The organism is Methylosinus sp. PW1 (assembly GCF_000745215.1).
Classification (GTDB): Bacteria; Pseudomonadota; Alphaproteobacteria; order Rhizobiales; family Beijerinckiaceae; genus Methylosinus.
The window spans coordinates 775,318-795,775 of record NZ_JQNK01000009.1 but is presented as its reverse complement, the minus strand read 5'-3'; the positions used below and the strand labels follow the sequence as shown (position 1 = coordinate 795,775).

The following is a 20,458-nucleotide window of genomic DNA, read 5'->3' as shown; positions in this document are numbered from 1 at the left end:
ATCGGTCAGCGCAGAAAACCGACGATATCCTTCACCGCATCCATATTCGTGCGCGCCAGTTCCCGCGCCCGCGCGGAGCCGTCGCGCAGCACATCGTCGATATAGGTTGCGTCTGCCGTCAGTCTGCGCATTTCGGCGGTGATCGGCGAGAGCTTCGCCACGGCGAGATCGACCAGCGCGACCTTGAAGGTCGAGAAATTGGAGCCGCCGAATTCGCCGAGCACATCGGCTTTCGTGCGCTGCGACAGCGCCGCGAAAATGCCGACGAGATTATCCGCCTCGGGGCGTCCCTCGAGGCCCTTTTCTTCCGAAGGAAGCGCATCGGGGTCGGTCTTGGCCTTGCGCACCTTCTGTGCGATCTGGTCGGCGTCGTCGGAGAGATTTATGCGCGAATAATCGGAGGCGTCCGATTTCGACATTTTCTTCGTGCCGTCGCGCAGGCTCATCACGCGCGTCGCCGGGCCGGAGATCAGCGGCTCCGGCAGCGGGAAGAAAGCGTCGTTGAAGCCGTTGCGCGCGATCGATTCGGCGAAGTCGTTGTTGAACTTCTGCGCAATGTCGCGGGCGAGCTCCAAATGCTGCTTCTGATCCTCGCCGACCGGCACATGGGTGGCGCGATAGAGCAGAATGTCGGCGGCCATCAGCACCGGATAGTCCAAGAGGCCCATGGAGGCGTTCTCGCGATCCTTGCCGGCCTTGTCCTTGAACTGCGTCATGCGATTGAGCCAGCCGATGCGGGCGACGCAATTGAGCACCCACGCCAGCTCGGCGTGCTCGGCCACCTGGCTCTGATTGAAGACGATGTTCTTCTTCGGGTCGATTCCGCAGGCGATGAAGGCCGCGGCGATCTCGCGCGTGTTGTTGCGCAGCGCGACCGGGTCCTGCGGCACGGTGATGGCGTGCAGGTCCACGACGCAATAGAGGCAGTCGAAGCTCTGCTGCAGCTCGACGAATTTGACGATCGCGCCGAGATAATTGCCGAGATGCAGATTGCCGGTGGACTGCACGCCGGAGAAGACGCGCTGCGGAAAGCTGGTCATGAGGAGCGCCGAGTGGTTGAGGCCGGCGGCCCTTATGACAATGCGGGCGCCCGAGCGCAAGAACCCGAGCGCAACTATCCCGCCTCAGCCCCGCTCGGCCGTCGCCCAGGCCTCATAGCCGCCGTCGAGGCTGTAGACCTCGGCAAAGCCCATATCGGCGAAGATGCGGGCGTAGGACTGGCTGGAATTGCCGTGATAGCAGCAGACGATGACCGGCCTGTCCTTCGGCGTCTCGAAGAGATAATAGGTCATATCGTCCTGGGAGGCGTTCTCCGCGCCCTCTATGTGGCCGCGCGCGAAGGATTGCGGATCGCGCACGTCGAGGACGAGCGTCTCGCCGCGGCTCATCACGTCGCGCGCGGCGGCGACGTCGATCCTGCGAAAATCTTGCGCCATTGTTCGGTCTCGCGCTTCTATAGGCGCCCTCGGCGCCGCTCCGGTCGCGCCATGCGAAGACGGGGCCAACCGGCCGAGAGAGAAGAGCCGACGGAAGAGGCGTTTTACCTCCTCTTCGAGGAGCTATCGAAGGCACACATCCTTCTCGCCCCCGCGGCGTCTTGGCCGGGCTTGTCCCGGCCATCCACGCCAGGACGCCGAGGCGTCTTGAAAGTTTGGCGTGACGCCGAAGCTCCGGTGGGCGCCGCCACGGGAGGAAACTGTCGTCGGCGGGCGCTTTCCTAAGGTTTCTCAGCTCCTTGGCGTGGATGGCCGGGACAAGCCCGGCCAGGACGGCTGCAGAATTTCGCTATGTGTGATCCGAAAGCCCTCGAGGGGGAGGCCGAGCGCCACGAACATCACCCCGTCCGGCTGTCGCCGGCCGACTCTCCATCGAGGGGAGGGCGAACGCGGTCTCCCCGCGCTCTCGACAATCGGCGCCGCCTCGTGTATTGCAGCGCGTCCAAATCAAAACAGCGTCCCGAAACGCTCGCCACGCCGTCCGGCGCAAGGCGAAACGGCAGGAGTTTTTTTCATGCCCTCCATCATCGAGCAACTCGACGCCGAGCAATCGGCCCGCCTTCTCGAAGGCAAGTCGATCCCGGAATTCCGCCCCGGCGACACCGTCATCGTCAATGTGAAGGTGAAGGAAGGCGACCGCTCCCGCATCCAGGCCTATGAGGGCGTGGTGATCTCCCGTCAGGGTGGCGGCCTCAACGAGGCCTTCACCGTCCGCAAGATTTCCTATGGCGAGGGCGTGGAGCGCGTGTTCCCCCTCCATTCGCCGCTCGTCGACTCGATCAAGCTGGTCCGCCGCGGCAAGGTCCGCCGCGCCAAGCTCTATTATCTGCGCGACCGTCGCGGCAAATCCGCCCGCATCGCCGAGCGCATCGACAATAAGGCGAAGGCCAAGGACAAGCCGGCCCCCGCGGCCGAGTAAGGCTCCCGGAGCCTTTCCCGACATTGCGAGTTTGGCGGAGCGATCCGGCGGCAAGCCGCAGGATCGCTTCATCGTTTCTATGTGAGAGAATCGATGAGCAAAGTCCTGTTCTGGGATTTCGAGGGCGTCGTCGCGCGTCGCGCGCCGGATTGGCGGCTCGCAGAGGGCGCGGCGGAGACGCTGGAGGCGCTGGCCGCCAAGGGCTGGACTCATATCGCCTTCGCCGCGGGGACGCAGGACCTCGCCGCCGTGGCGGAAGGGCTAGGCCTCGCCGGCAGATTCGCCGGGCTTCATGACGCCGGCGAGGGCGCGGAGCCGCTGGCGCGGGCGATAGAGGCCGCGCGGCCTTTCGATCAGGCTTTCGTCATCGCCGCCAGCGTGGCCGGCGCCGTGCTGCCGGCGCGGGCGGCGGTGGTTCCGTCCATTTTGGTCGGCGACGCCTCGCCGCTCGCCCAATTCTGCTGCGAATCGCCGTCGGAGATCGAGCTGGCGCTCGAAACCTGGACGTCGATGCGGCGGTCTTTCTTCGCCGAGCCGTGACGGCGGCGCTTGCTGAAGCTCAGCCGCCCGAGGAATCGAGCGGCGCGTTCAAAATCCATCGGTGGCCGAAGGGATCGCGCAGCGCGGCGTAGCGCGTGCCCCAAAAAGTATTGGTCGGCTGCGTCTCGATCTTCGCGCCGAGCTGGGTTGCGCGGGTGACGATCTCGTCCACCTCATGCGCCTTGTCATATTCGAGGCTCACCGAGGCGGTGACCTGCTCGCCCGGCAGCGGCATGCGGGCGTGGCCCAATTCTGGAAAGACGTCCGCGAGCATGACGGAGCCGCCATTGATGGCGAGCTCGCAATGGGCGATGCGCATGCCATCCACGGAAGGCATCAGCGCCCTTTGCTGCGCGCCGAAAGCGGCGGTGTAGAAAGCGATCGCGCCGGCGGCCGGCGAGACGGTGAGATAGGGCGCGACCCTCGGGCGCTGCATGTCATTCCCTCGCCGGTGTTTCCCCAAGGACGATCTCGTCGCCCCAATCTTTCTTTTTTATAGGCGCGTAAGCCGCTTTATCGCGCTTCGCCACCGTAACTTCTTCGATTCCCGCTGTCGCGCAAAGCTTTATCCTTAATCCATGCTTTAGGGCCTCCGGCCGCGCCAGCATCCGAGCCGGGGCCGGAGCAATGGAGGCTTCCGGCCGCGTGGCGACCAGATAGGCGAATTTCTCGTCCTCGAAGGGCGCGTCGGCGCCTTTGAGCAGCTTATGGTCGCGCGAGCGGGCGAGCCGCACCGAGAAATGGCACCAGTCCGGCGGCTGCAGCGGGCAGGGCGCCGAATGCGGGCAGGGCAGGGAGACGCGCGCGCCCGCGGCGACGAGCCGCGCCCGCATCCGCATCAGCCGCGCATGATCGCGCGGCGTGCCGGGCTCGACGAGGACCAGCGCGCCGGAGCAATTCGCCCAGGCGGCGTCCACGGCGCGGTCGAGGCTGTTTTCCGCGATCTCGGTCAGCGCATAGCTGGCGACGACGAGATCGAAAGGCGCGCCGAGATCGGGCGGCGCGGACAGATCGCCGGCGACGATTCGCGCCTTCTCCAACGCTGCGCCGGCGAGCCGGCTGGCGAGCGCGAGAAAGGGCTCGCTGCGGTCGAGCAGCGCATTCTCGTCGATTTGCGGCCAGATCGCGCGCGCGGCGAGGCTCGCGGTCCCGAGGCCCGCGCCGAGGTCCAGCATGCGACGCGGCGAAAAATCCGGCGCCCGTTCGGCCAGCCGGCCGAGAATATGAATGGTCGCGGCATAGGTCGCCGGAAGCCGATAGAGGGCGTAGGCGAGAGCGTCGTCCTCGCAGAGAATCGCCTGCGCCGTCGTTCCGCCGGAGCGATAGAGCGCGGAGATGCGCGCCGCCCGCTCCGCCAGCGCTCGGCGAGAGCGCTCGTCCAATAGGCGTTCCAGCGCCGCCGTCAGCTCCTGTGGCGGCGCCGTCGATATTCGCGTCACGTCGAAGGGACCTCCCGCTGGGGCGTCGGCGAGATTACATGCTTCCAAGCCGCCCATGTTGCGAGTAGAACAGCCTACCCGGTTCGGTCGAGGCCGAATTACGGTTCTTTTTACGGCTCGGAGCAGGAACGAGACAAATGGCAGGACGCCCGCGCACGCTCTACGACAAGATCTGGGACGATCATGTGGTTCACGAGCAGGAGGACGGCGCGTCCCTCATCTACATCGATCGCCATTTGATCCATGAGGTGACGAGCCCGCAGGCCTTCGAGGGGCTGCGCACCTCCGGCCGCAAGGTCCGCGCGCCGGGCAAGACGCTGGCCGTCGTCGACCATAATGTGCCGACGACCGACCGCTCGCTGCCGATCACCGATCCCGAGAGCAAGGCGCAGGTCGAGCAGCTCGCCATCAACGCCGCGGAATTCGGCGTCGAATATTACAATGAGCATGATTCGCGTCAGGGCGTCGTGCATATCGTCGGCCCGGAGCAGGGCTTCACTCTGCCGGGCACGACGATCGTCTGCGGCGACAGCCACACCTCCACCCATGGCGCCTTCGGCGCGCTCGCCCATGGCATCGGCACCTCCGAGGTCGAGCATGTTCTGGCGACGCAGACGCTGATCCAGAAAAAGGCCGCCAACATGCTGGTGCGCGTCGACGGCAAGCTCGCCGAGGGCGCGACAGCGAAGGATATAATTCTCGCCATCATCGGCGAGATCGGCACCGCCGGCGGCACCGGCCATGTGATCGAATATGCCGGCGAGGCGATCCGCGACCTCTCGATCGAGGGCCGCATGACCGTTTGCAACATGTCGATCGAAGGCGGCGCCCGCGCCGGCCTCGTCGCGCCGGACGAGAAGACCTATGAATACCTCCGCGGCCGGCCCAAGGCCCCGCAGGGCGAGGTCTTCGACGCCGCCGTCCGCTATTGGGAGACGCTGCGCTCCGACGAGGGCGCGCATTACGACCGCGTGATCGTGCTCGACGCCGCGGCTCTGCCGCCGACCCTCACCTGGGGCACCTCGCCCGAGGATGTGATGCCGATCACCGGCCTGGTGCCGACGCCGGACAGCGTCGCCAATCCGGCCAAGCGTCAGGCCATCGCCCGCGCGCTCGAATATATGGGCCTCGAGGGCGGCGAGAAGGCCAGCGACATCGCCATCGACCGCGTCTTCATCGGCTCCTGCACCAATGGCCGCATCGAGGATTTGCGCGCCGCCGCGGCGGTCATCGCCGGCAAGACGATCAACGCCAAGGTCAACGCCATCGTCGTGCCGGGCTCCGGCCTCGTGAAGGCGCAGGCGGAGGCGGAGGGGCTGGACAAGGTGTTCACCGCCGCCGGCTTCGAATGGCGCGAGCCGGGCTGCTCCATGTGCCTCGCGATGAACCCGGACCGGCTCGCGCCGGGCGAGCGCTGCGCCTCGACCTCGAACCGCAATTTCGAGGGCCGCCAGGGCTTCAAGGGCCGCACCCATCTCGTTTCCCCCGCCATGGCGGCGGCGGCGGCGATCGCCGGCCATTTCGTGGACGTTCGCAGCTGGAGGTAAGTCTCGCATGGCCTCGCCTCTCGACGATAGCGCTCTCGCCCAGCTCCGCGCCCCTTCGCTCGAGGACCTCGAGGTGCTGGCCGATGCGGCTTTCGCCTCGCTGCCGTCGCGCTTCACGCGGCTCTGCGAAGGTCTCGTGATCCGTGTCGAGGATTTTCCGGACGAGGAAATCCTCGAGGATATGGAATGCGAGACCGAGTTCGACCTTTTGGGGCTGTTCCGCGGCCAGGGCCTCGCCCAGCGCGAGGCCTCGGCGCAAACCGGCGAGCCACCCAATATGATCTGGCTCTATCGCCGTCCGATCATCGATTATTGGGCGGATGGCGAGGACACGCTGCAGGAGATCATCACCCATGTCCTCGTGCATGAGATCGGCCACCACTTCGGCCTCTCCGACGAGGATATGGAGGAGATAGAGCAGAAGGCGGGGTGAAAGCTCACTCCGGCGGCGCTGGGAAGCGCAGCTCGCAGCGCAGGCCCCTGTCGGCGCCGGGCTCTATGACAGCGGCGCCGCCGAGCTGCTGGCCGAGCGAGCGCACCAGCTTGTGTCCCGAGCCGAGGCCCATCGCTTCCATCGAGGCGGGGCCGACGCCATCATCTTCTACGGTGAGGGCGAGATCGTCGCCGTCGCGCGTCAGCCGCACCTTCACCGTTCCCGCGCGCTCTTCGGGAAAGGCGTATTTCAGCGCATTGACGACGAGCTCGTTGACGATCAGCGCGACTGCGCGGGCCTCGTCCACCTCGAGAGCGCAATCGGCGACCTCGGTCCGCAGCGCGATCGGCCGCTCGCCGATGAGCGCCAGCCGAAGATTGGCGCAGAGATCGTCGAGGAGCGGCCGCATCCACACATCGCGCCCCCCGTCATGCTGGAGCAGCGCATAGACGCGGCTCACCACGGCGACGCGGCTCGACGCCGCGAGCAAAGAGGCGCGCGCATTGTCGTCGTCGAGCGCGCGCGCCTCGGTCTGCAGCATCGAGCAGACGAATTGCAGGTCGTTCTTCGTGCGATGCGCCATCTCTTGGAGATAGAGGTTCTTCAATCGCTCGGTCTTGGTCGCCAGCGTCTGGGCGGCGGCGGCCTCGTTGTCGCTGCGATCGATCACGCCCGAGAGCTCCTGCATCACGAAGACGATGGCGAGAGCGACGGCGATGAAGAGCACGAGAGCGAGAGCTTCCGCTGGATCAGAGACGGCGAAGCCTTCGCCCGGAAACAGAAAATAGGCGGCGAGCGCCGCGCTGAAGGCCGTCGACCAGCCACCCGCCTCGCCGCCGAAGAAAAGCGCCGAGAACATCACGGCGGGAATGAAAAGGAGCAGCTGTCCCGGCGGCAATCTCTCATGCAGCAATGTCTGCAGCGCGAACGCGCCCAGGGAGAGGCCGGACGCTCCGAGAAAGCGCGTCCAAATGGGCAGAGCCCGCGAGCGCGCGGCCAGCGCGAAAAGGTCATGCATGGATGCTCGACTCATTCGTGAGCGCGGCCGTCAGCTCGGCAGCCGCATCGTCAATTCGAATGTAGCGCCCTGTAGCGGCTGCGACCGTGCGGTCAGCGTCCAGCCGTGGCGATCGGCGATCGTTTTGCAAATGGCGAGCCCGATTCCGGTGCCCGGATATTCGGCCTTGCTGTGCAGCCGCTTGAACGGCTCGAAAATGGCGCTCGCATATTTCGCCTCGAAGCCGACGCCGTCATCGGAGACGGACAGGCGCAGCAAAGAGTCCTCGACATGAGCGTGGATGACGATGCGGGGCGTCTCGCCCGGCCGGCGAAATTTTATCGCATTGCTGACGAGATTATGCATGAGCCGTGCGAATTGCGGCGGGTCCGCCTCGAACTCCACGCAGGGGGCGTCGAGGCTGACATCGGCGCCCGATTCCTCGATCAGCTCGGAGAGATCGGTCAACGCGGATTGAATCTCGACGCGCAGATCACGCCGCTGCACTTTGAGCGGCGCCTCGACGATGCGCGAATAGACGAGCAGATCCTCGACCAGCTCGCGTGCGCGCAGCGCCGAGCCGCGCATCACCTCGCTCGCATAGGAGATGTCCTTCTGATCGGAGGAGGCGACGGCGGCGTCGAGCATTTGCGAGAAGGCGACGATCTTGCGCAGCGGCTCCTGCAGATCATGCGAGGCGACATAGGCGAAGCGGGCGAGCCGCTCATTGACGCGCTCGAGCTCGACGATGCGCTGCTCCAGCGCGCGCTCGGCCGCGAGCCGGGCGGCTTCCTCACGTCGGCGTTCGGTCACATCCTGCGAATAGCCGTGCCAGATGGTGGAGCCGTCGGCCTGTCGCACCGGCTGCGCCTGCGTCTCCAGCCAGATCGTTCCCTTGGAAGGATGATTATAGCGGAACTCCTCGCGCAGCAGCGTCATCTGCGCCGCCGAGCGCGCGAAGCTCGCGCGCATGCGCTCGGCGTCGTCGCCATGGATGCGGCGGAGCATGGGCGCGGCGTTAACGCAAATCTCCTCCGGCGCGACGCCGAAGACATTGCGCACATTCTCCGCGAGATAGGGGCAGGAGCTGAAGCCGCCGGTGTCGAGCCGGAAGGAGAAGACAACTCCGGGCGCCGCGAGCGCGACATTGCCGAACTGCTCGACGAGCCGCGCATTCTGCGCCGCGAGCCGCTCCATCGCATGGCGCGTCTCCAGATTGTCGATATGGGTCAGCGTGCGTTGAAAGGCTTCGCCGCCGATGATGATGAACGCATCCGTCGTCAGAAAGGCGGAGAAGGCGAGCGCGTCCTCGAGGCCCTCGACGGGCGCGAGCCAGAATTGGATGACGGCGACGATGACGATGAGCGACGTCACGCCGGAAGCCGCGCCGCCGATGAAGGAGGCGACGAGCAGGGGAAGATGAAAGGTGACATAGAGATGGCCGCCGCTCTCGCCGGTGATGAGAATGCGCCAGACGATTGCGACCGCCGCGGCGAGAAGCCCGATGGCGATGCGCCAGGACAGCGGCGAGCGATACCAGCGCGCGACGCGCGGCGCGAGCGTGGCGATGAGCGCCCGCACGCGGCCATGCTCGGCGCGTGGGAGGTCGGAACTCGCCGCGGTCGGCGGCATTTTGAGGCTCGGCATGCTTCGGCTCGCTCGCATCCGCGGACATCGAAGCTCGCGCTTCGCTTTCGTGCGGGATGCGTCTTCGAGGGTCCTGCCGGGAATGGTGTTCCCGACGGAAAGGGCGCGGCGGGCGCCGGGCCTTCGCGCCCTATGCGCGCGCTCTCCGGCTCATTTATGACCGAAAGCGGCGCATGGAAGGTCCTGCGACGATAAGCGCGTCACACCGCGCGGCTTCCGGGCGTCTGGCCCTGCTCGTAATTGGTGCCGAAAACGTAATCCCACCAGATCGCATGGACGCCGAAGCCGCGCTCCGGATCGCGGAAATGATGCAGCATGTGAAGGCGGCGCACCAGATGGCCGAGCTTGGATTTGGGCTGGCCGTGATGCGTCCAATAATGCACGCAGTCATAGAGCACGTAGCCGGCGATGAAGCCCGCCAGCATGGGCCAGGCGAAATCGCCGCCGAAGACGAGGCGGATGAGCGAGAGCGCGATCAGCATGATCGGCGTCGACAGCAGCGGCGGCATGACGAGCCGCAGCGGATCGCTCGGATAGATGTGATGCACGCCATGGATGAGGAATTGGAAGCGCGGCCCGAGCCCGAAGGGCAGCGGAAACACCGTGTGGAACAGAAAGCGATGGCCGAAATATTCGGTCAGCGTCCAGGCCGCATAGCCGGCGACGAAGGCGAGGAGGATATAGCCCGCGCTCGCATAATTGCTCGCATAGGCGATGAGCCAGAGAATGATCGGCCCATAGACGAGCGGCGGGGTCAGATGATGGACGCGCGAATATTTGTCGAGAAGGTCGCTCTCGAAGAGGCGCGGCGATGCGTCGAGCGTCTCGTGTTCAGTGGCAGTCATGGGAAACTCTACTCCGCCGGGACGGGAACGAGCTGCGCGGCGCTGGCGGTCTCCACATTGGCGGAGCGCGTCTGCAGCGAATAGCGCGGGTCGAAGACGAAGGTGACGAGCAGGGCGAACCAGGAATAATGCGCGCCGAGCGGCTTGTAGAACTCGGGCGCCATCTCGGTGAGCTCCGGCAGGCGCCGCCAGGGAATCTCGTGAAAGTCGTGATGCTCGTTGTGATAGCCGATGTTGAGCGCGACCTTGTTGAGCGGGCCATAATAGTCGAACGTGCCCTGATTGGGGCCGAAGGCGAAATGCTCCTGCACCCAGCGCGCGCTCAGCGGATGCAGCCCGCCGACCGAGAACCAGAAGGACAGGATCAGATAGAGCAGCGCATTGGGGCCGAAGGCCCAGAGCACGAAGACGTCGAAGAGCAGGATGACGGCCGTGTTGATATAGGTCCATAGGCCCATGATCGGCACAGTGCCCTTCAGCCGCGAGAGGCGCGCCAGCTGGATCGCCGGGAAGAAGAACAGCCACAGCGCCTTGCGCCATGTGCTATTGCCCACCCACTCCACCTCCCAATGGCTCGGAATGTCGGCGTCGTAATCATAGGCCGACAGATGCGAGTGATGCTTGATGTGGTAGCAGCGAAAGCCCATCGCCGTCGGAAAGGCGTTGGGCAGATCGGCGAGCAGGGCGGTGAGCTTGTTGTAGAGCGTGTTCTCGAACACGCAATTATGGATCGCGTCGTGAATGGCGACGAAAGCCGCATGATTGGCGAAGGCGCCGACGCAAATGGCCAGCAGCAGGGTCAGCGGCCAATAGGAGAGGCCGAGCCAGCCGAGAATGGCGGCGATCGTCAGCTGGCCGGCGAATATGCCCGCGGTGATCTTGAAAGTGAGATCGTCCTTGCCGAACAGCGTCCTCACTTCCGGATGCGCCTCGAGAATGAGGCGGCGACGCTCGACATGCGAGCGATCGGCGGAGGACGTCGAAGAAATCGAGATGACATTCATGGCGTCGCCTCTTCTCTCACAGCCTCGGTTGCAGCGGGCGGCGCGCCCGCCACGCGCTTTTCATAGACGCGGTGAATCTTGTCGATCTTGCCGCCGAACATTTCGATCGGCTTGCGCATGCCCATATTGTCCTCGAGGACCCAGCCGGCCTCGAGGGCGACGATGCTGGCGTCGACGCAGCTGCGCCGGCGCATGTCCTCGATCAGCGACAGCAGGATCGCGCCGCCCGTGGCGCTGTTCTGCAGCGTCTTGCGCGTGCCGAGCAGCAGCAGGCGCGCGGTCGAGAATTTGTGCTTGCGAATGCGCGAGATCAGCTTGAGCCAATTGAAGGGCAGCAGCTTGCCGTCGAAATCGGCGGTGATTTCGTGCAGATTGGGCAGCGCCACCGCGAAGGAGACCGGCGCGCCGTCGAATTCGAGCACAATGCCGAATTCCGGCGGCATCACATATTTCATGAGGTCCGCGAAGCCGTCGAGCTCGTCCTTGCCGAGCGGCACGTAGCCCCAATTGCCGCGCCAGGCGTCGTTGAAGAGATCGGACATCAGCGCGGTTTCGCCCTGCTTCAGATGATCGCGATCGAGCTGGCGAATTTTCAAGCGGTTGCGCCATTCGGGGCGGTCGGCGATGCGGCGTTCCTTGCTGAGATCCTGCTCCGCGGAGAGATGCCGGTAGGAGATCAGATCCTTCGCCTTGTCATAGCCCAGCGCCTCGATGAGCCGCGACAGATAGGGAGGATGCCAGGGCATCAGAAACATCGGCGTCGCTTCGAAACCTTCGATCAGCATGCCGCTTTCGCCATTGATGTCCGGCGAGAAGGGGCCGACGATGGTCTCCGCGCCGCGCGCGCGCAGCCATTCCTCTGCGGCCTGCGTCAGCGCGCGCACCACCTCTATGTCGTCGATGGCGTCGAGCGAGCCGAACTGCCAGCGCGAGGTGGAGACGGGCTGAATCGTCTTATAGACCTGCGCGCCGATGCGGCCGACCCATTTGCCGTCCTTGCGCGCCAGGAACTCCTGCGCCTCGACATGCTGGAAATGTGGATTGAGCTTGTGGCTGAAGAGATTCCAGCGCTCGGCGTCGAGCGACGGCGCGAAGCCCTTGTGGCCCTTATAGATGAGACGCGGCAGCTTGCAGAAGGTCAGGAAGCGCAAAAGATTATCGACAGGAACAATCTCGATGCCGGCCATAGCGAACACCTATCGAGCTAGAGAAGCGAGCGAAAGCTGGCATATCGACGCGGGAGGGAAATGCGCGGGGAGCGGCCGTGGCTGCGCCCTCACAGGCTCGCGCCCGCCATCGCCTTTTTCACCAATTCATGCGCCTCCGCGGCCACCGGCGGCAGATCGCGCAGCGCGTCGAGCACGGCGCGAATCTCATCCTCGGAATGATTGGCGGAAAGGAAGAAACGCAGACGCGGCTGGTCCTTGGGCACGCCGATCTGCACGATCGGCGGCACATAGAAGCCGAGGCCGAGCAAATGCTGCGAGGCCCACATGGTCTCGACGCTGTCCTGGAACAGAATCGGCACCACGCCGCGGCCGATCGCCGGCCCGGTGCTCAGCCCATTGGCGTGGGCGTAATCGCGGAAGAATTCGGCATTGCGCGCCAGCTTGCCGACGCGCCAGCTCTCCTCCTGCATCAGCTGCAGGGCGGTGCGCGCCGAGGCGAGAATCACCGGCGACAGGCCGACGCTGTAGACGAAGCCCGGCAGAGTGTAGCGGAACCAGTCGATGACCGGCTTTTTCGCGCAGACGAAGCCGCCGCAGGAGGCGAGCGTCTTCGACATTGTGCCGACGACGAGATCGAGCCGGCCGGGATCGACGCCCTGCAGCTCGGCGAGGCCGCGGCCCGTCTCGCCCAGCACGCCGAGCGAATGCGCTTCATCGACCATCAGCCAAGCGTCGTGGCGGTCTTTCAGCTCCACGAGGCGCGGCAGATCGGCGGTGTCGCCGTCCATGCTGTATATGCCCTCGACGACGATGAGCACATGGCGGAAGTCCTCGCGCTTCTTGGCGAGGAGATGGTCCAGATGCTCGAAGTCGTTGTGGCGGAACTTGATGACCTCGGCCGGCGAGGCCTCGCAGCCGGCGACGATGCTGTTGTGGGCGAGCTCGTCGATGAACAGCGCATCGCGCTTGCCGAGCAGCCAGGAGATGGTCGTCACATTGGCGAGATAGCCGGAGACCAGCGTCAGCGCCGCCTCCATGCCGAGAAATTCGGCGATCTCCGCCTCGAAGGGCTTGTGAGTCGAGCGCTCGCCGCCGACGAGGCGCGAGGCCAGCGCGCCGACGCCGAGCCGATGCAGCTCGCGATCGGCCTCCTCCAGAATCTTGGGGTGATTGGCGAGGCCGAGATAGTCGTAATTGGCGAAGCTGACGAAATGCGTCCCCTTCGCCTCGAAATCGGCGCGAAGCCGATCGATCTGCGCGAAGAAGGGATCGTGATATTGGAGGAGCGCATTGCCGGCGAAACGAAATCGTCTCGATGCGTAGTCCGAAAGGCTGTTATGCTTCGCCACTTAGTGCGTCATCCCTCGAGTCTGCGGCCGCGCGCGCGTCTCGCGGCGCCGCATTGGAAGAGGACGCCCGATTCCTCGGAACGTCCGCGGTCGGCCCGCAGGCTTAGCACCCTTCGGCGCCAGAGCGCCAGCGAAAGCATCGTGGCGCGGGGGAAGTCCTCCTCCGCCGGCGCGCGGGAGGCGGGGATTTCCCCTGCCGCGGAGTTGCTCTATTGGCTCTGGCGATGACAGACATTCCGCATCCGCCCTCCCGTCCTCATGCCGAGCGCGCCTCCGCCCTGCGCCTGCGGGTGGAGGATCTCGCCGTCGCCCGCGGCGGGCGGCGCGTGCTCGCGGGCCTCGGCTTCTCCCTTTCGAGTGGCGAGGCGCTGATCGTCACCGGCCGCAATGGGGCCGGCAAATCGACGCTTTTGCGCGCGCTCGCCGGGCTTTTGCCGCGCCTTTCCGGCAGCGTCGCGATCGAGGGCGCCGCGGAGGCGGAGGAGCCGGCGACGCTGCTCCATTATCTCGCCCATGCCGATGGGCTGAAGGCGCCGCTCACCGCGCGTGAGAATCTGGAGTTCTGGGCGCAATTTCTGGGCGAGGAGCCGGATCGGCGCAGCCTCCCGCCGGCGGAGGCGCTGGAGCGCGTCGGGCTCGCCCATCTCTCCGAGACGCCGGTCGCCATGCTCTCCGCCGGGCAGAAACGCCGCATCGCGCTGGCCCGTCTGCTGGTGGTCTTCCGGCCGCTATGGCTGCTCGACGAGCCCACCAGTGCGCTCGACGCCGCCTCGCGGACGCGGCTCGCGCGGCTGATGACGGAGCATCGCGCGCTCGGCGGAATGATCATCGCCGCCACGCATGAGCCGCTCGGCCTCGAGGACGCGCGCGAGCTGGCGCTGGGAGCGAATTCGTGAATTCTCCGCTTGTCGCATTGTTCTTGCGCGATTTGCGCGTCGCCCGCCGCATCGGCGGCTCGGCGACCATGGGCGTCGTGTTTTTTCTGGTGATGGTGTCGATCGCGCCTTTCGCCATCGGACCGGACCCCAATCTTCTCGCCCGCATCGGCCCGGCGATCTTGTGGATCGCGGCGCTGCTGGCCAGCCTTCTCTGCCTCGATCGGCTGTTTCAGGCCGATCTCGAGGACGGCTCGCTCGATCTCTTTCACCTCGGCCGCGCGCCGCTCGAGCTGGCGGTTCTGGTGAAATGCGCCGCTCATTGGGTGACGACCGGCCTGCCGCTGACGCTGGCGGCCCCCTTTCTCGGCCTGATGCTGCAGCAGGAGGAGACGGCGCTCGCCGCCGTCACGATCACGCTTCTGGCCGGCACGCCGGCGCTGACGCTGATCGGCGCCATCGGCGCGGCGGCGACGGTGACGCTGCGCCGCGGCGGGCTACTGATGGCGTTGCTGGTGCTGCCGCTGACGATTCCGGTGCTGATTTTCGGAGTGTCGGCGGCGGAGGCGGCGACGGGCGGCACAGTGTCCTTCTTCGCGCCTTTCGCGATTCTATGCGCAATCAGCCTGGCGTCGCTGGCGCTGTGCCCATTCGCGGCGGCGGCGGCGTTGCGGAGCGCGGGGGAGTGACGATATAGCTGTTTCCGTTCGGCGGCTTCGTGATAGTCTTCGCGAATGGCGAAGCGAGACTATCCGATTGTCCGGCGCCGGTCCCTCATCTTGGGGCTGGCGGGCTTTTCGCGCATCAGCGCCGTCGAGGGCGTGCGTCTCGACGCCGACAGCAAGAGAATGTTCGCCGACTTCGAGCGTCGTGGCTTGACCGACGCGGAGCGTCGCCGCGCGATCTACGAAAAGCACGCGAAAAAAGCTTAAGGCGCCGTGTATCGCGCTATTGTCGATCCCTATTGCTATAGCGGAACGACCGTTCTCAAAAATCGCCTCGGACTTCGCACGCAGGCTGCTCTCGACGCATTCGAGGCCGAAGCGACGGCGCAACGGTTTTCTGAACCGTTGCCGATGGGACGCTTCGGCGTCCGACATTATTGCGCCATCCATCGCCATATTTTCGGAGACGTCTATCGCTGGGCCGGCTGTTTCCGTTCCGTGAGAATCGCCAAGGGCGCGAGCATGTTCTGCTACCCGGAGCATATCGCCGCCGAAATGGCGCGGATATTTGACGGGCTTCGAAACGACGGCCGTCTGCGGGACTTGCCCGTCGATCTCTTTGCCGCTCGATCGGCTCGTTTCTTGTCCGAGCTCAATGCCGTTCATCCGTTTCGAGACGGCAATGGCCGGGCGCAGCTCGCGTTTTTTGCGCTCCTCGCCGATCACGCGGGGCGCACGCCGAAGCTGCGCAGACTGAAGGCGGAGTCCTTCCTCGCCGCCATGATCGAAAGCTTTCATGGCCGTGAGGAGAAACTCATCGCCGAGATCGAGTGTCTGATATCCTGACGGAGCCCGCTTCAGTACAGCCCGCCGGTCCCGCTGCCCACCTGCTTGTCCACATCCTGCGCGGCGCCGGACTGGAGTCCACCGTCGCTGCCGGCCGGGGAATAGGAATCCGGCGGCGCAGTGCCGGGCTTGAAGGCCTCGAGGATGGAGCCGGACCCCTTCGAGCGCAGGCCCGAATGCGGATCGACCGAGATCAGCTTGATGCCCGGCGGCACACGGAAGGGCACGTCGGGCTTGTCCTTCAGCGCCACCGTCATGAAATCGCGGAAGATCGGCGCGGCATAGGTCGCCGCCTGCGCGCTCTTGCCCTCGCCGACGGGGCGGGGGCGATCGTAGCCGATATAGACGCCGACGGCGAGATCGGGCGAGAAGCCGACGAACCACAGGTCCTTGGCCTCGTTGGTGGTGCCGGTCTTGCCGGCGAGATGCTTGCCCACCGCCTTGATCGACTGGCCGGTGCCGCGCTCGATGACGCCTTCCATGATCGAGGTGATCTGATAGGCGGTCAGCGGATCGAGCACCTGCTCGCGCTTGTCGATCAGCTTGGGCTCGTTCTGGCTCTCCCATTTGGGGGCGTCGCAGCCCAGGCACTGGCGCTCGTCATGGCGATAGATCGTCTTGCCCCAGCGGTCCTGAATGCGGTCGATCAGCGTCGCCTTCACCCGCTTGCCGCCATTGCACAGCATGGAATAGGCGGTGACCATGCGCATCACCGTCGTCTCGCCGGCGCCGAGCGACATGGGCAGATAGAGCGGCATGTCGTCGTAAATGCCGAAGCGCTTGGCGTATTCGGCGATCAGCGGCATGCCGACGTCCTTGGCGAGGCGCACGGTCATCATATTCTTCGAGTGCTCGACGCCATAGCGCAGCGGATGCGCGCCAGTGCCATGGGCGCCTTCGAAATTCTCCGGCGTCCAGCTCTCGCCATTGGCCTGCACGATGGTGATCGGCTCGTCCAGAATGGAGGAGGAGGGCGTGTAGCCATTGTCGAGCGCCGTGGCGTAGACGAAGGGCTTGAAGGAGGAGCCCGGCTGGCGCAGCGCCTGCGTCGCGCGGTTGAACTCCGACTGATCGTAGGAGAAGCCGCCGACCATGGCGAAGACGCGGCCCGTATAAGGGTCCATCGCCACCATGGCGCCGGAGATTTCCGGGATTTGGCGCAGCCGATACTGCCCCGGCCGGCCGGCGAGCGGCTCGACATAGATGACGTCGCCCGGCGTCACCGCGGCGCGAATGCTGCGGCCGGCCCAGCGCATGCCCTCTTGCGCGAGCTGGCCGGTCTCGCGCTCGCGCGCCACCTCGCCGGATTTCTCGCGCCCGGGCTGCAGGCCGATGCGGGCGAAGCTGTCGTTCGTCTCCAGCACGACGGCGAGGCGCCAGGGCTTCACATCGCCGAGCGCGGGAATATCGGCGAGCGGCAGGCCCCAATCATAGGAGATGTCGATATGGCGCATCGGGCCGCGGAAGCCATGCGCCTCGTCGAAGCGCACCAGGCCGTCGGCCAGCGCCTTGCGCGTGATGGCCTGCATCTTGGGGTCGAGCGTCGAGCGCACGGAGAGGCCGCCCTCATAGAGCTTCTTATCCCCATATTTGTCGAGCAGCTCGCGGCGCACCTCCTCGGCGAAATAGCCGGCGACATAGGTGTTGGGCGAGGTCACGCGCGGATTGACGCCGAGCGGCTCGGTCTTGGCCTTGTCGCCGTCCTTCTGCGAGACGAAGCCGTCGGCGACCATGCGGTCGATGACGTAATTGCGGCGCTCGAGCGCGCGGTCGCGATGCTGGAACGGGTGGTAGTTGTTGGGCGCCTTGGGCAAGGCGGCGAGATAGGCCGCCTCCGGTATCGTCAGCTCATAGACCGATTTGTTGAAATAGTTCAGCGCCGCGGCGGCGACGCCGTAATTGCCGAGGCCGAGATAGATCTCGTTGAGATAGAGCTCGAGGATGCGGTCCTTGGGATAGGCCGCCTCTATGCGGAATGAGATCAGCGCCTCTCTGATCTTGCGCTCGAAGCTGCGCTCATTGCCGACGAGGAAGTTCTTGGCCACCTGCTGGGTGATGGTGGACGCGCCCTGCATATGGCGCCCGCCCTGGGCGAGGATCGAGGCCGCGCGGGCGATGCCCTCGAAATCGACGCCATTATGCGTGTAGAAATTCTTGTCCTCGGCCGAGATGAAGGCCTGCTTGACGAGCGGCGGAATCGCCGAGGTCGGCAGGAACAGCCGGCGCTCGCGCGAATATTCGGCGAGGATGGAGCCGTCATTGGCGTGGATGCGCGTCGTGACCGGCGGTTCGTAATTGCGCAATTGCGCCGTGTCCGGCAGATCCTTCGAGAATATGTAGACGACGCCGGCCGCCGCGGTCACGGCGATCAGGAAGACGATGGCGCCGGTCGCGAAGAGGAAGCCGAAGAACCGGACGAGCAGACGCATGAAGGATGATCCTCGAGGGAGACGCGTTGCTGTGAAATCTGGCGCGCTGCGCGCCGAAGGCGTCCCGTTTAGAGCATATTTTGTCGTGACGGAAACCGAATCGGCCTCCCGCCATCCCCATCCTTAGCCCAATTTTTATGTTTTATTGTGGGCGTTGCGTCGTGGCCACGGCCTGAGAGGGCGCGCTGGCCTGAAGCTGCGCCGGCTCCCGGCGCTCGTCGAAATAGCGCTCGATCGCCAGCGCCGTGGCGTCCGCGGCGCGCTCGCGCCATTCCGGCGACAGCATGCGCGAGAGATCGCGCGTGCTGGACAGATAGCCGAGCTCCAGCAGAACGGACGGAATATCGAAGGCTTTCAGCACGACGAAGCCGGCCGAGCGGCTCGGATTCTTGTTGAGATGGCCGACGGTCTGCCAATAGGCGATCAGCGTGCGGGCGAAGACATGGCTATAGGCGCGGGTCTCGCGGCGGGTGAGATCGTAGAGAATGTCGCCGACCTCGCCCGCCTCCTCGGATTTGCGCTCCAGCCCGGCGGCGCGATCGGCGAAATTCTCCTTCTCGGCGATCTTGGCGGCCTCCGAGTCGGAGGCGCGGGCGGAGACAGTGTAGACCGTCGCCCCCTCGACGCTGGTCTCTCCCAGCGTATCGGCGTGGATCGAAAGGAACAGCTCCGCCCCGGCCTGGCGCGCGACGCGCACGCGCTCGTCGAGCGCCATGAAGGCGTCCTCATTGCGGGTGAGCAGCACGCGCAGCTTGCCGTCTGCCTCGAGCTTGCCCTTCAGCGTGCGGGCGAATTCGAGGACGATGGTCTTCTCCTGCTCGCCATGCGGGCCGGCGGCGCCGACATCGACGCCGCCATGGCCGGGATCGATGACCAGCAGCGGCTTGGCGTCGGCCACGGGGGGCGGCGCTTCGGCCGCGGTTCTGGCGGCGGGGGCAGGGGCGAGCCGGGCCGCCTCGGCGGCGAAGCTCGCCGCATCCGTGGGCTCGAGCTCGATGACGAGGCGCGGGGTGTCGAGCTTCGCATCGCTCGCGGCGCGAATGATCTTGGCCGGCCGCGCGAGATCGATGACGATTCGCGAGCGTCCGGGCGCGAAATGGCCGAATCGGAAGGAGGTCACGAGATCGTCGCCGCCGCGCTTGTTCTTGGCCGGGCGGCCGACCTCCGGGTCGAGACGGAAGGCCATTTCGGGGAGATCAACGACGATTCGATAGGGGTCGGCGACCGGAAAGACCGTCGGATTGACCTCCGCCGTCGTCTCGAAGACGAGACGGGCTTGGCCCTTCTGCTGCTCCATGCGGACGGCGATGGCCGAAAGGGGCTCGGGCGCGGCCGATCCGGCCGCTGCGGGCGCGCCGGTGAGGGCGAGACAGAGGGCCGCCGCCGCAAATCGCCGCGCAGGCGCACGTCGCCCGCCTCTCCGCGAAGGCCCGGCCCCCGTCGGTCGCATCTCGTCCATGTCCTGAATCGCCCCGCTCGCGCGTTCGCCCGTTGATAATATGGCGCGGCTCGCGCATGCGCGCGACCCCGAAATCTTTCTGAGGATATCTGGTTAACGCGACGTTAGAGCGCGTTCCCATCGAACCGAATTCGTTCGATCGATCAGAATTCGCTCGACAAAGAGAAGGATGGCGCGTTCCAATCGAACGGGTTCGTTCGATAGATCGGAACTCGCGCCCCAAAAGCGATCGATGGCGCGGAATCGTCCGATCGGTCGGAATTCGCTTCGAAAAAAAGAGAATTGCGCGCTTTTTCGGCCATTTCGGGCGCCGGCCTGTGGGCGGAGCCTCCTGCCAACTTGCGGTGTCGCCTTCGAGACATTATGTATGGAAACGTTCCGTGGAAGGGTTCGAAATACGCCTCGCGCAATTTCGGCATTTTACGGCGCCGGGAACCGTCTCGGGACGGGCGGCGTTTTTTCCGCGGAACGAATTACGTTCGAATGCACGCCTCGCGCGCGGGTTCTGGACGGGCGGGCGCCGCCGTAAGGCGCTGTGACATAAGGTTTTTGTGACGAGCTCATGGCGAAGTCCATGACATGCCGCCAATCGAGGCCCCGCTCCGCGCGAGAGTATCGCGCGCCGGGGGGCGTATCGATTCGCGCTGTCGCGCCGAGCCGTCGTCACTTCGGCTCCTGGTCGGTCCCGCTTCGGCGGCCGGTCGGGCCTCTCGCCCAGTTCGCCGGCGGTCGCGCCGGTTCGCGTATCCGATGTTTCGCGATCGACACCAACTCCCAGAAGACACGCGTCGACGCTCCG

General features: G+C 65.6%; 20 protein-coding genes. 8 read left to right on the top strand and 12 right to left on the bottom strand.

What is annotated here, in order from left to right; all coding sequences use genetic code 11:
• Positions 1–5 precede the first annotated feature (5 nt).
• Together trpS and glpE are read right to left on the bottom strand one after the other, a co-directional pair.
• Positions 6–1,040, bottom strand: coding sequence for a tryptophan--tRNA ligase (gene trpS / locus K369_RS13075; RefSeq protein WP_036295129.1), 1,035 nt, complete (start codon positions 1,038–1,040; stop codon positions 6–8).
• Positions 1,041–1,124: 84 nt separating this feature from the next.
• The gene (glpE, locus tag K369_RS13070) at positions 1,125–1,436 is read right to left on the bottom strand and encodes a thiosulfate sulfurtransferase GlpE (protein WP_036291756.1); all 312 of its coding nucleotides are present in this window, start codon (positions 1,434–1,436) and stop codon (positions 1,125–1,127) included.
• Between the two features lie 574 nt (positions 1,437–2,010).
• On the opposite strand from glpE, the gene rplS reads away from it, so the two are divergent.
• Both rplS and K369_RS13060 read left to right on the top strand, forming a co-directional pair.
• The gene (gene rplS, locus K369_RS13065) at positions 2,011–2,415 is read left to right on the top strand and encodes a 50S ribosomal protein L19 (RefSeq protein WP_018266314.1); all 405 of its coding nucleotides are present in this window, start codon (positions 2,011–2,013) and stop codon (positions 2,413–2,415) included.
• A 93-nt stretch (positions 2,416–2,508) separates the two neighbouring features.
• Positions 2,509–2,955 carry a hypothetical protein gene (locus K369_RS13060; RefSeq protein ID WP_036291754.1) on the top strand — a complete coding sequence of 149 codons (447 nt, stop codon included), beginning with the start codon at positions 2,509–2,511 and terminating at the stop codon, positions 2,953–2,955.
• Between the two features lie 19 nt (positions 2,956–2,974).
• Here K369_RS13060 and K369_RS13055 read toward each other — a convergent pair whose 3' ends face one another.
• Both K369_RS13055 and K369_RS13050 read right to left on the bottom strand, forming a co-directional pair.
• On the bottom strand, positions 2,975–3,391 hold the full coding sequence (locus K369_RS13055; protein ID WP_036291752.1) for a glyoxalase/bleomycin resistance/extradiol dioxygenase family protein: 417 nt from the start codon (positions 3,389–3,391) through the stop codon (positions 2,975–2,977).
• 1 nt (position 3,392) lies between these two features.
• Positions 3,393–4,394, bottom strand: a complete 1,002-nt coding sequence (locus tag K369_RS13050; RefSeq protein WP_245278194.1) for a small ribosomal subunit Rsm22 family protein — start codon at positions 4,392–4,394, stop codon at positions 3,393–3,395.
• Between the two features lie 137 nt (positions 4,395–4,531).
• Between K369_RS13050 and leuC the strand changes: the two genes are divergently transcribed.
• Positions 4,532–5,941: a 3-isopropylmalate dehydratase large subunit gene (gene leuC, locus K369_RS13045; protein WP_036291750.1), complete on the top strand. Its 1,410-nt coding sequence runs from the start codon at positions 4,532–4,534 to the stop codon at positions 5,939–5,941.
• Positions 5,942–5,948: 7 nt separating this feature from the next.
• A complete protein-coding gene (locus K369_RS13040) occupies positions 5,949–6,374 on the top strand; it encodes a metallopeptidase family protein (RefSeq protein ID WP_036291748.1) in 426 nt (141 codons plus the stop codon).
• A 4-nt stretch (positions 6,375–6,378) separates the two neighbouring features.
• Here K369_RS13040 and K369_RS13035 read toward each other — a convergent pair whose 3' ends face one another.
• The 6 genes from K369_RS13035 to K369_RS13010 form a co-directional block, all read right to left on the bottom strand.
• Complete coding sequence (locus K369_RS13035; RefSeq protein WP_036291746.1) at positions 6,379–7,392, bottom strand: sensor histidine kinase; 1,014 nt, start codon at positions 7,390–7,392, stop codon at positions 6,379–6,381.
• A 30-nt stretch (positions 7,393–7,422) separates the two neighbouring features.
• Positions 7,423–9,018 (bottom strand): ATP-binding protein, encoded by a 1,596-nt coding sequence (locus tag K369_RS13030; protein ID WP_036291744.1) that lies wholly within the window; start codon positions 9,016–9,018, stop codon positions 7,423–7,425.
• A gap of 200 nt (positions 9,019–9,218) precedes the next feature.
• Positions 9,219–9,863 (bottom strand): sterol desaturase family protein, encoded by a 645-nt coding sequence (locus K369_RS13025; protein ID WP_036291742.1) that lies wholly within the window; start codon positions 9,861–9,863, stop codon positions 9,219–9,221.
• 8 nt (positions 9,864–9,871) lie between these two features.
• On the bottom strand, positions 9,872–10,867 hold the full coding sequence (locus tag K369_RS13020; protein ID WP_036291740.1) for a fatty acid desaturase: 996 nt from the start codon (positions 10,865–10,867) through the stop codon (positions 9,872–9,874).
• Entirely contained in the window at positions 10,864–12,054 is a 1,191-nt protein-coding gene (locus K369_RS13015) for a hypothetical protein (RefSeq protein WP_036291738.1), read from the bottom strand. The genes K369_RS13020 and K369_RS13015 overlap by 4 nt, the downstream gene beginning before the upstream one ends.
• Positions 12,055–12,143: 89 nt before the next feature.
• Positions 12,144–13,385: an aminotransferase class I/II-fold pyridoxal phosphate-dependent enzyme gene (locus K369_RS13010; RefSeq protein WP_036291736.1), complete on the bottom strand. Its 1,242-nt coding sequence runs from the start codon at positions 13,383–13,385 to the stop codon at positions 12,144–12,146.
• 224 nt (positions 13,386–13,609) lie between these two features.
• Between K369_RS13010 and ccmA the strand changes: the two genes are divergently transcribed.
• The 4 genes from ccmA (at position 13,610) to K369_RS12990 (ending at position 15,771) form a co-directional block, all read left to right on the top strand.
• On the top strand, positions 13,610–14,281 hold the full coding sequence (gene ccmA / locus K369_RS13005; protein WP_198033114.1) for a heme ABC exporter ATP-binding protein CcmA: 672 nt from the start codon (positions 13,610–13,612) through the stop codon (positions 14,279–14,281).
• The gene (ccmB, locus tag K369_RS13000; RefSeq protein ID WP_036291734.1) at positions 14,278–14,949 is read left to right on the top strand and encodes a heme exporter protein CcmB; all 672 of its coding nucleotides are present in this window, start codon (positions 14,278–14,280) and stop codon (positions 14,947–14,949) included. The genes ccmA and ccmB overlap by 4 nt, the downstream gene beginning before the upstream one ends.
• Before the next feature lie 45 nt (positions 14,950–14,994).
• Positions 14,995–15,192 (top strand): hypothetical protein, encoded by a 198-nt coding sequence (locus K369_RS12995; RefSeq protein ID WP_036291732.1) that lies wholly within the window; start codon positions 14,995–14,997, stop codon positions 15,190–15,192.
• A 144-nt stretch (positions 15,193–15,336) separates the two neighbouring features.
• Positions 15,337–15,771: a Fic/DOC family protein gene (locus tag K369_RS12990; protein ID WP_371033324.1), complete on the top strand. Its 435-nt coding sequence runs from the start codon at positions 15,337–15,339 to the stop codon at positions 15,769–15,771.
• An 11-nt stretch (positions 15,772–15,782) separates the two neighbouring features.
• On the opposite strand, the gene K369_RS12985 is transcribed toward K369_RS12990, so the two are convergent.
• Positions 15,783–18,200, bottom strand: a complete 2,418-nt coding sequence (locus K369_RS12985) for a penicillin-binding protein 1A (protein ID WP_036291728.1) — start codon at positions 18,198–18,200, stop codon at positions 15,783–15,785.
• A gap of 142 nt (positions 18,201–18,342) precedes the next feature.
• Positions 18,343–19,659: an N-acetylmuramoyl-L-alanine amidase gene (locus tag K369_RS12980; RefSeq protein WP_245278193.1), complete on the bottom strand. Its 1,317-nt coding sequence runs from the start codon at positions 19,657–19,659 to the stop codon at positions 18,343–18,345.
• Between the last annotated feature and the right edge of the window lie 799 nt (positions 19,660–20,458).

Bases quoted from the DNA above. Each gene is read 5' to 3' on its own strand.
- leuC (WP_036291750.1), top strand. From the start codon at position 4,532: ATGGCAGGACGCCCGCGCACGCTCTACGACAAGATCTGGGACGATCAT.
- K369_RS13020 (WP_036291740.1), bottom strand. From the start codon at position 10,867: ATGAATGTCATCTCGATTTCTTCGACGTCCTCCGCCGATCGCTCGCAT.
- K369_RS13040 (WP_036291748.1), top strand. From the start codon at position 5,949: ATGGCCTCGCCTCTCGACGATAGCGCTCTCGCCCAGCTCCGCGCCCCT.
- K369_RS12990 (WP_371033324.1), top strand. From the start codon at position 15,337: ATGGGACGCTTCGGCGTCCGACATTATTGCGCCATCCATCGCCATATT.
- rplS (WP_018266314.1), top strand. From the start codon at position 2,011: ATGCCCTCCATCATCGAGCAACTCGACGCCGAGCAATCGGCCCGCCTT.
- trpS (WP_036295129.1), bottom strand. From the start codon at position 1,040: ATGACCAGCTTTCCGCAGCGCGTCTTCTCCGGCGTGCAGTCCACCGGC.
- glpE (WP_036291756.1), bottom strand. From the start codon at position 1,436: ATGGCGCAAGATTTTCGCAGGATCGACGTCGCCGCCGCGCGCGACGTG.
- K369_RS13025 (WP_036291742.1), bottom strand. From the start codon at position 9,863: ATGACTGCCACTGAACACGAGACGCTCGACGCATCGCCGCGCCTCTTC.
- K369_RS13015 (WP_036291738.1), bottom strand. From the start codon at position 12,054: ATGGCCGGCATCGAGATTGTTCCTGTCGATAATCTTTTGCGCTTCCTG.
- K369_RS13060 (WP_036291754.1), top strand. From the start codon at position 2,509: ATGAGCAAAGTCCTGTTCTGGGATTTCGAGGGCGTCGTCGCGCGTCGC.
- K369_RS12980 (WP_245278193.1), bottom strand. From the start codon at position 19,659: ATGGACGAGATGCGACCGACGGGGGCCGGGCCTTCGCGGAGAGGCGGG.
- ccmA (WP_198033114.1), top strand. From the start codon at position 13,610: ATGACAGACATTCCGCATCCGCCCTCCCGTCCTCATGCCGAGCGCGCC.
- K369_RS13030 (WP_036291744.1), bottom strand. From the start codon at position 9,018: ATGCCGAGCCTCAAAATGCCGCCGACCGCGGCGAGTTCCGACCTCCCA.
- K369_RS13035 (WP_036291746.1), bottom strand. From the start codon at position 7,392: ATGCATGACCTTTTCGCGCTGGCCGCGCGCTCGCGGGCTCTGCCCATT.
- K369_RS12995 (WP_036291732.1), top strand. From the start codon at position 14,995: ATGGCGAAGCGAGACTATCCGATTGTCCGGCGCCGGTCCCTCATCTTG.
- K369_RS13055 (WP_036291752.1), bottom strand. From the start codon at position 3,391: ATGCAGCGCCCGAGGGTCGCGCCCTATCTCACCGTCTCGCCGGCCGCC.
- K369_RS12985 (WP_036291728.1), bottom strand. From the start codon at position 18,200: ATGCGTCTGCTCGTCCGGTTCTTCGGCTTCCTCTTCGCGACCGGCGCC.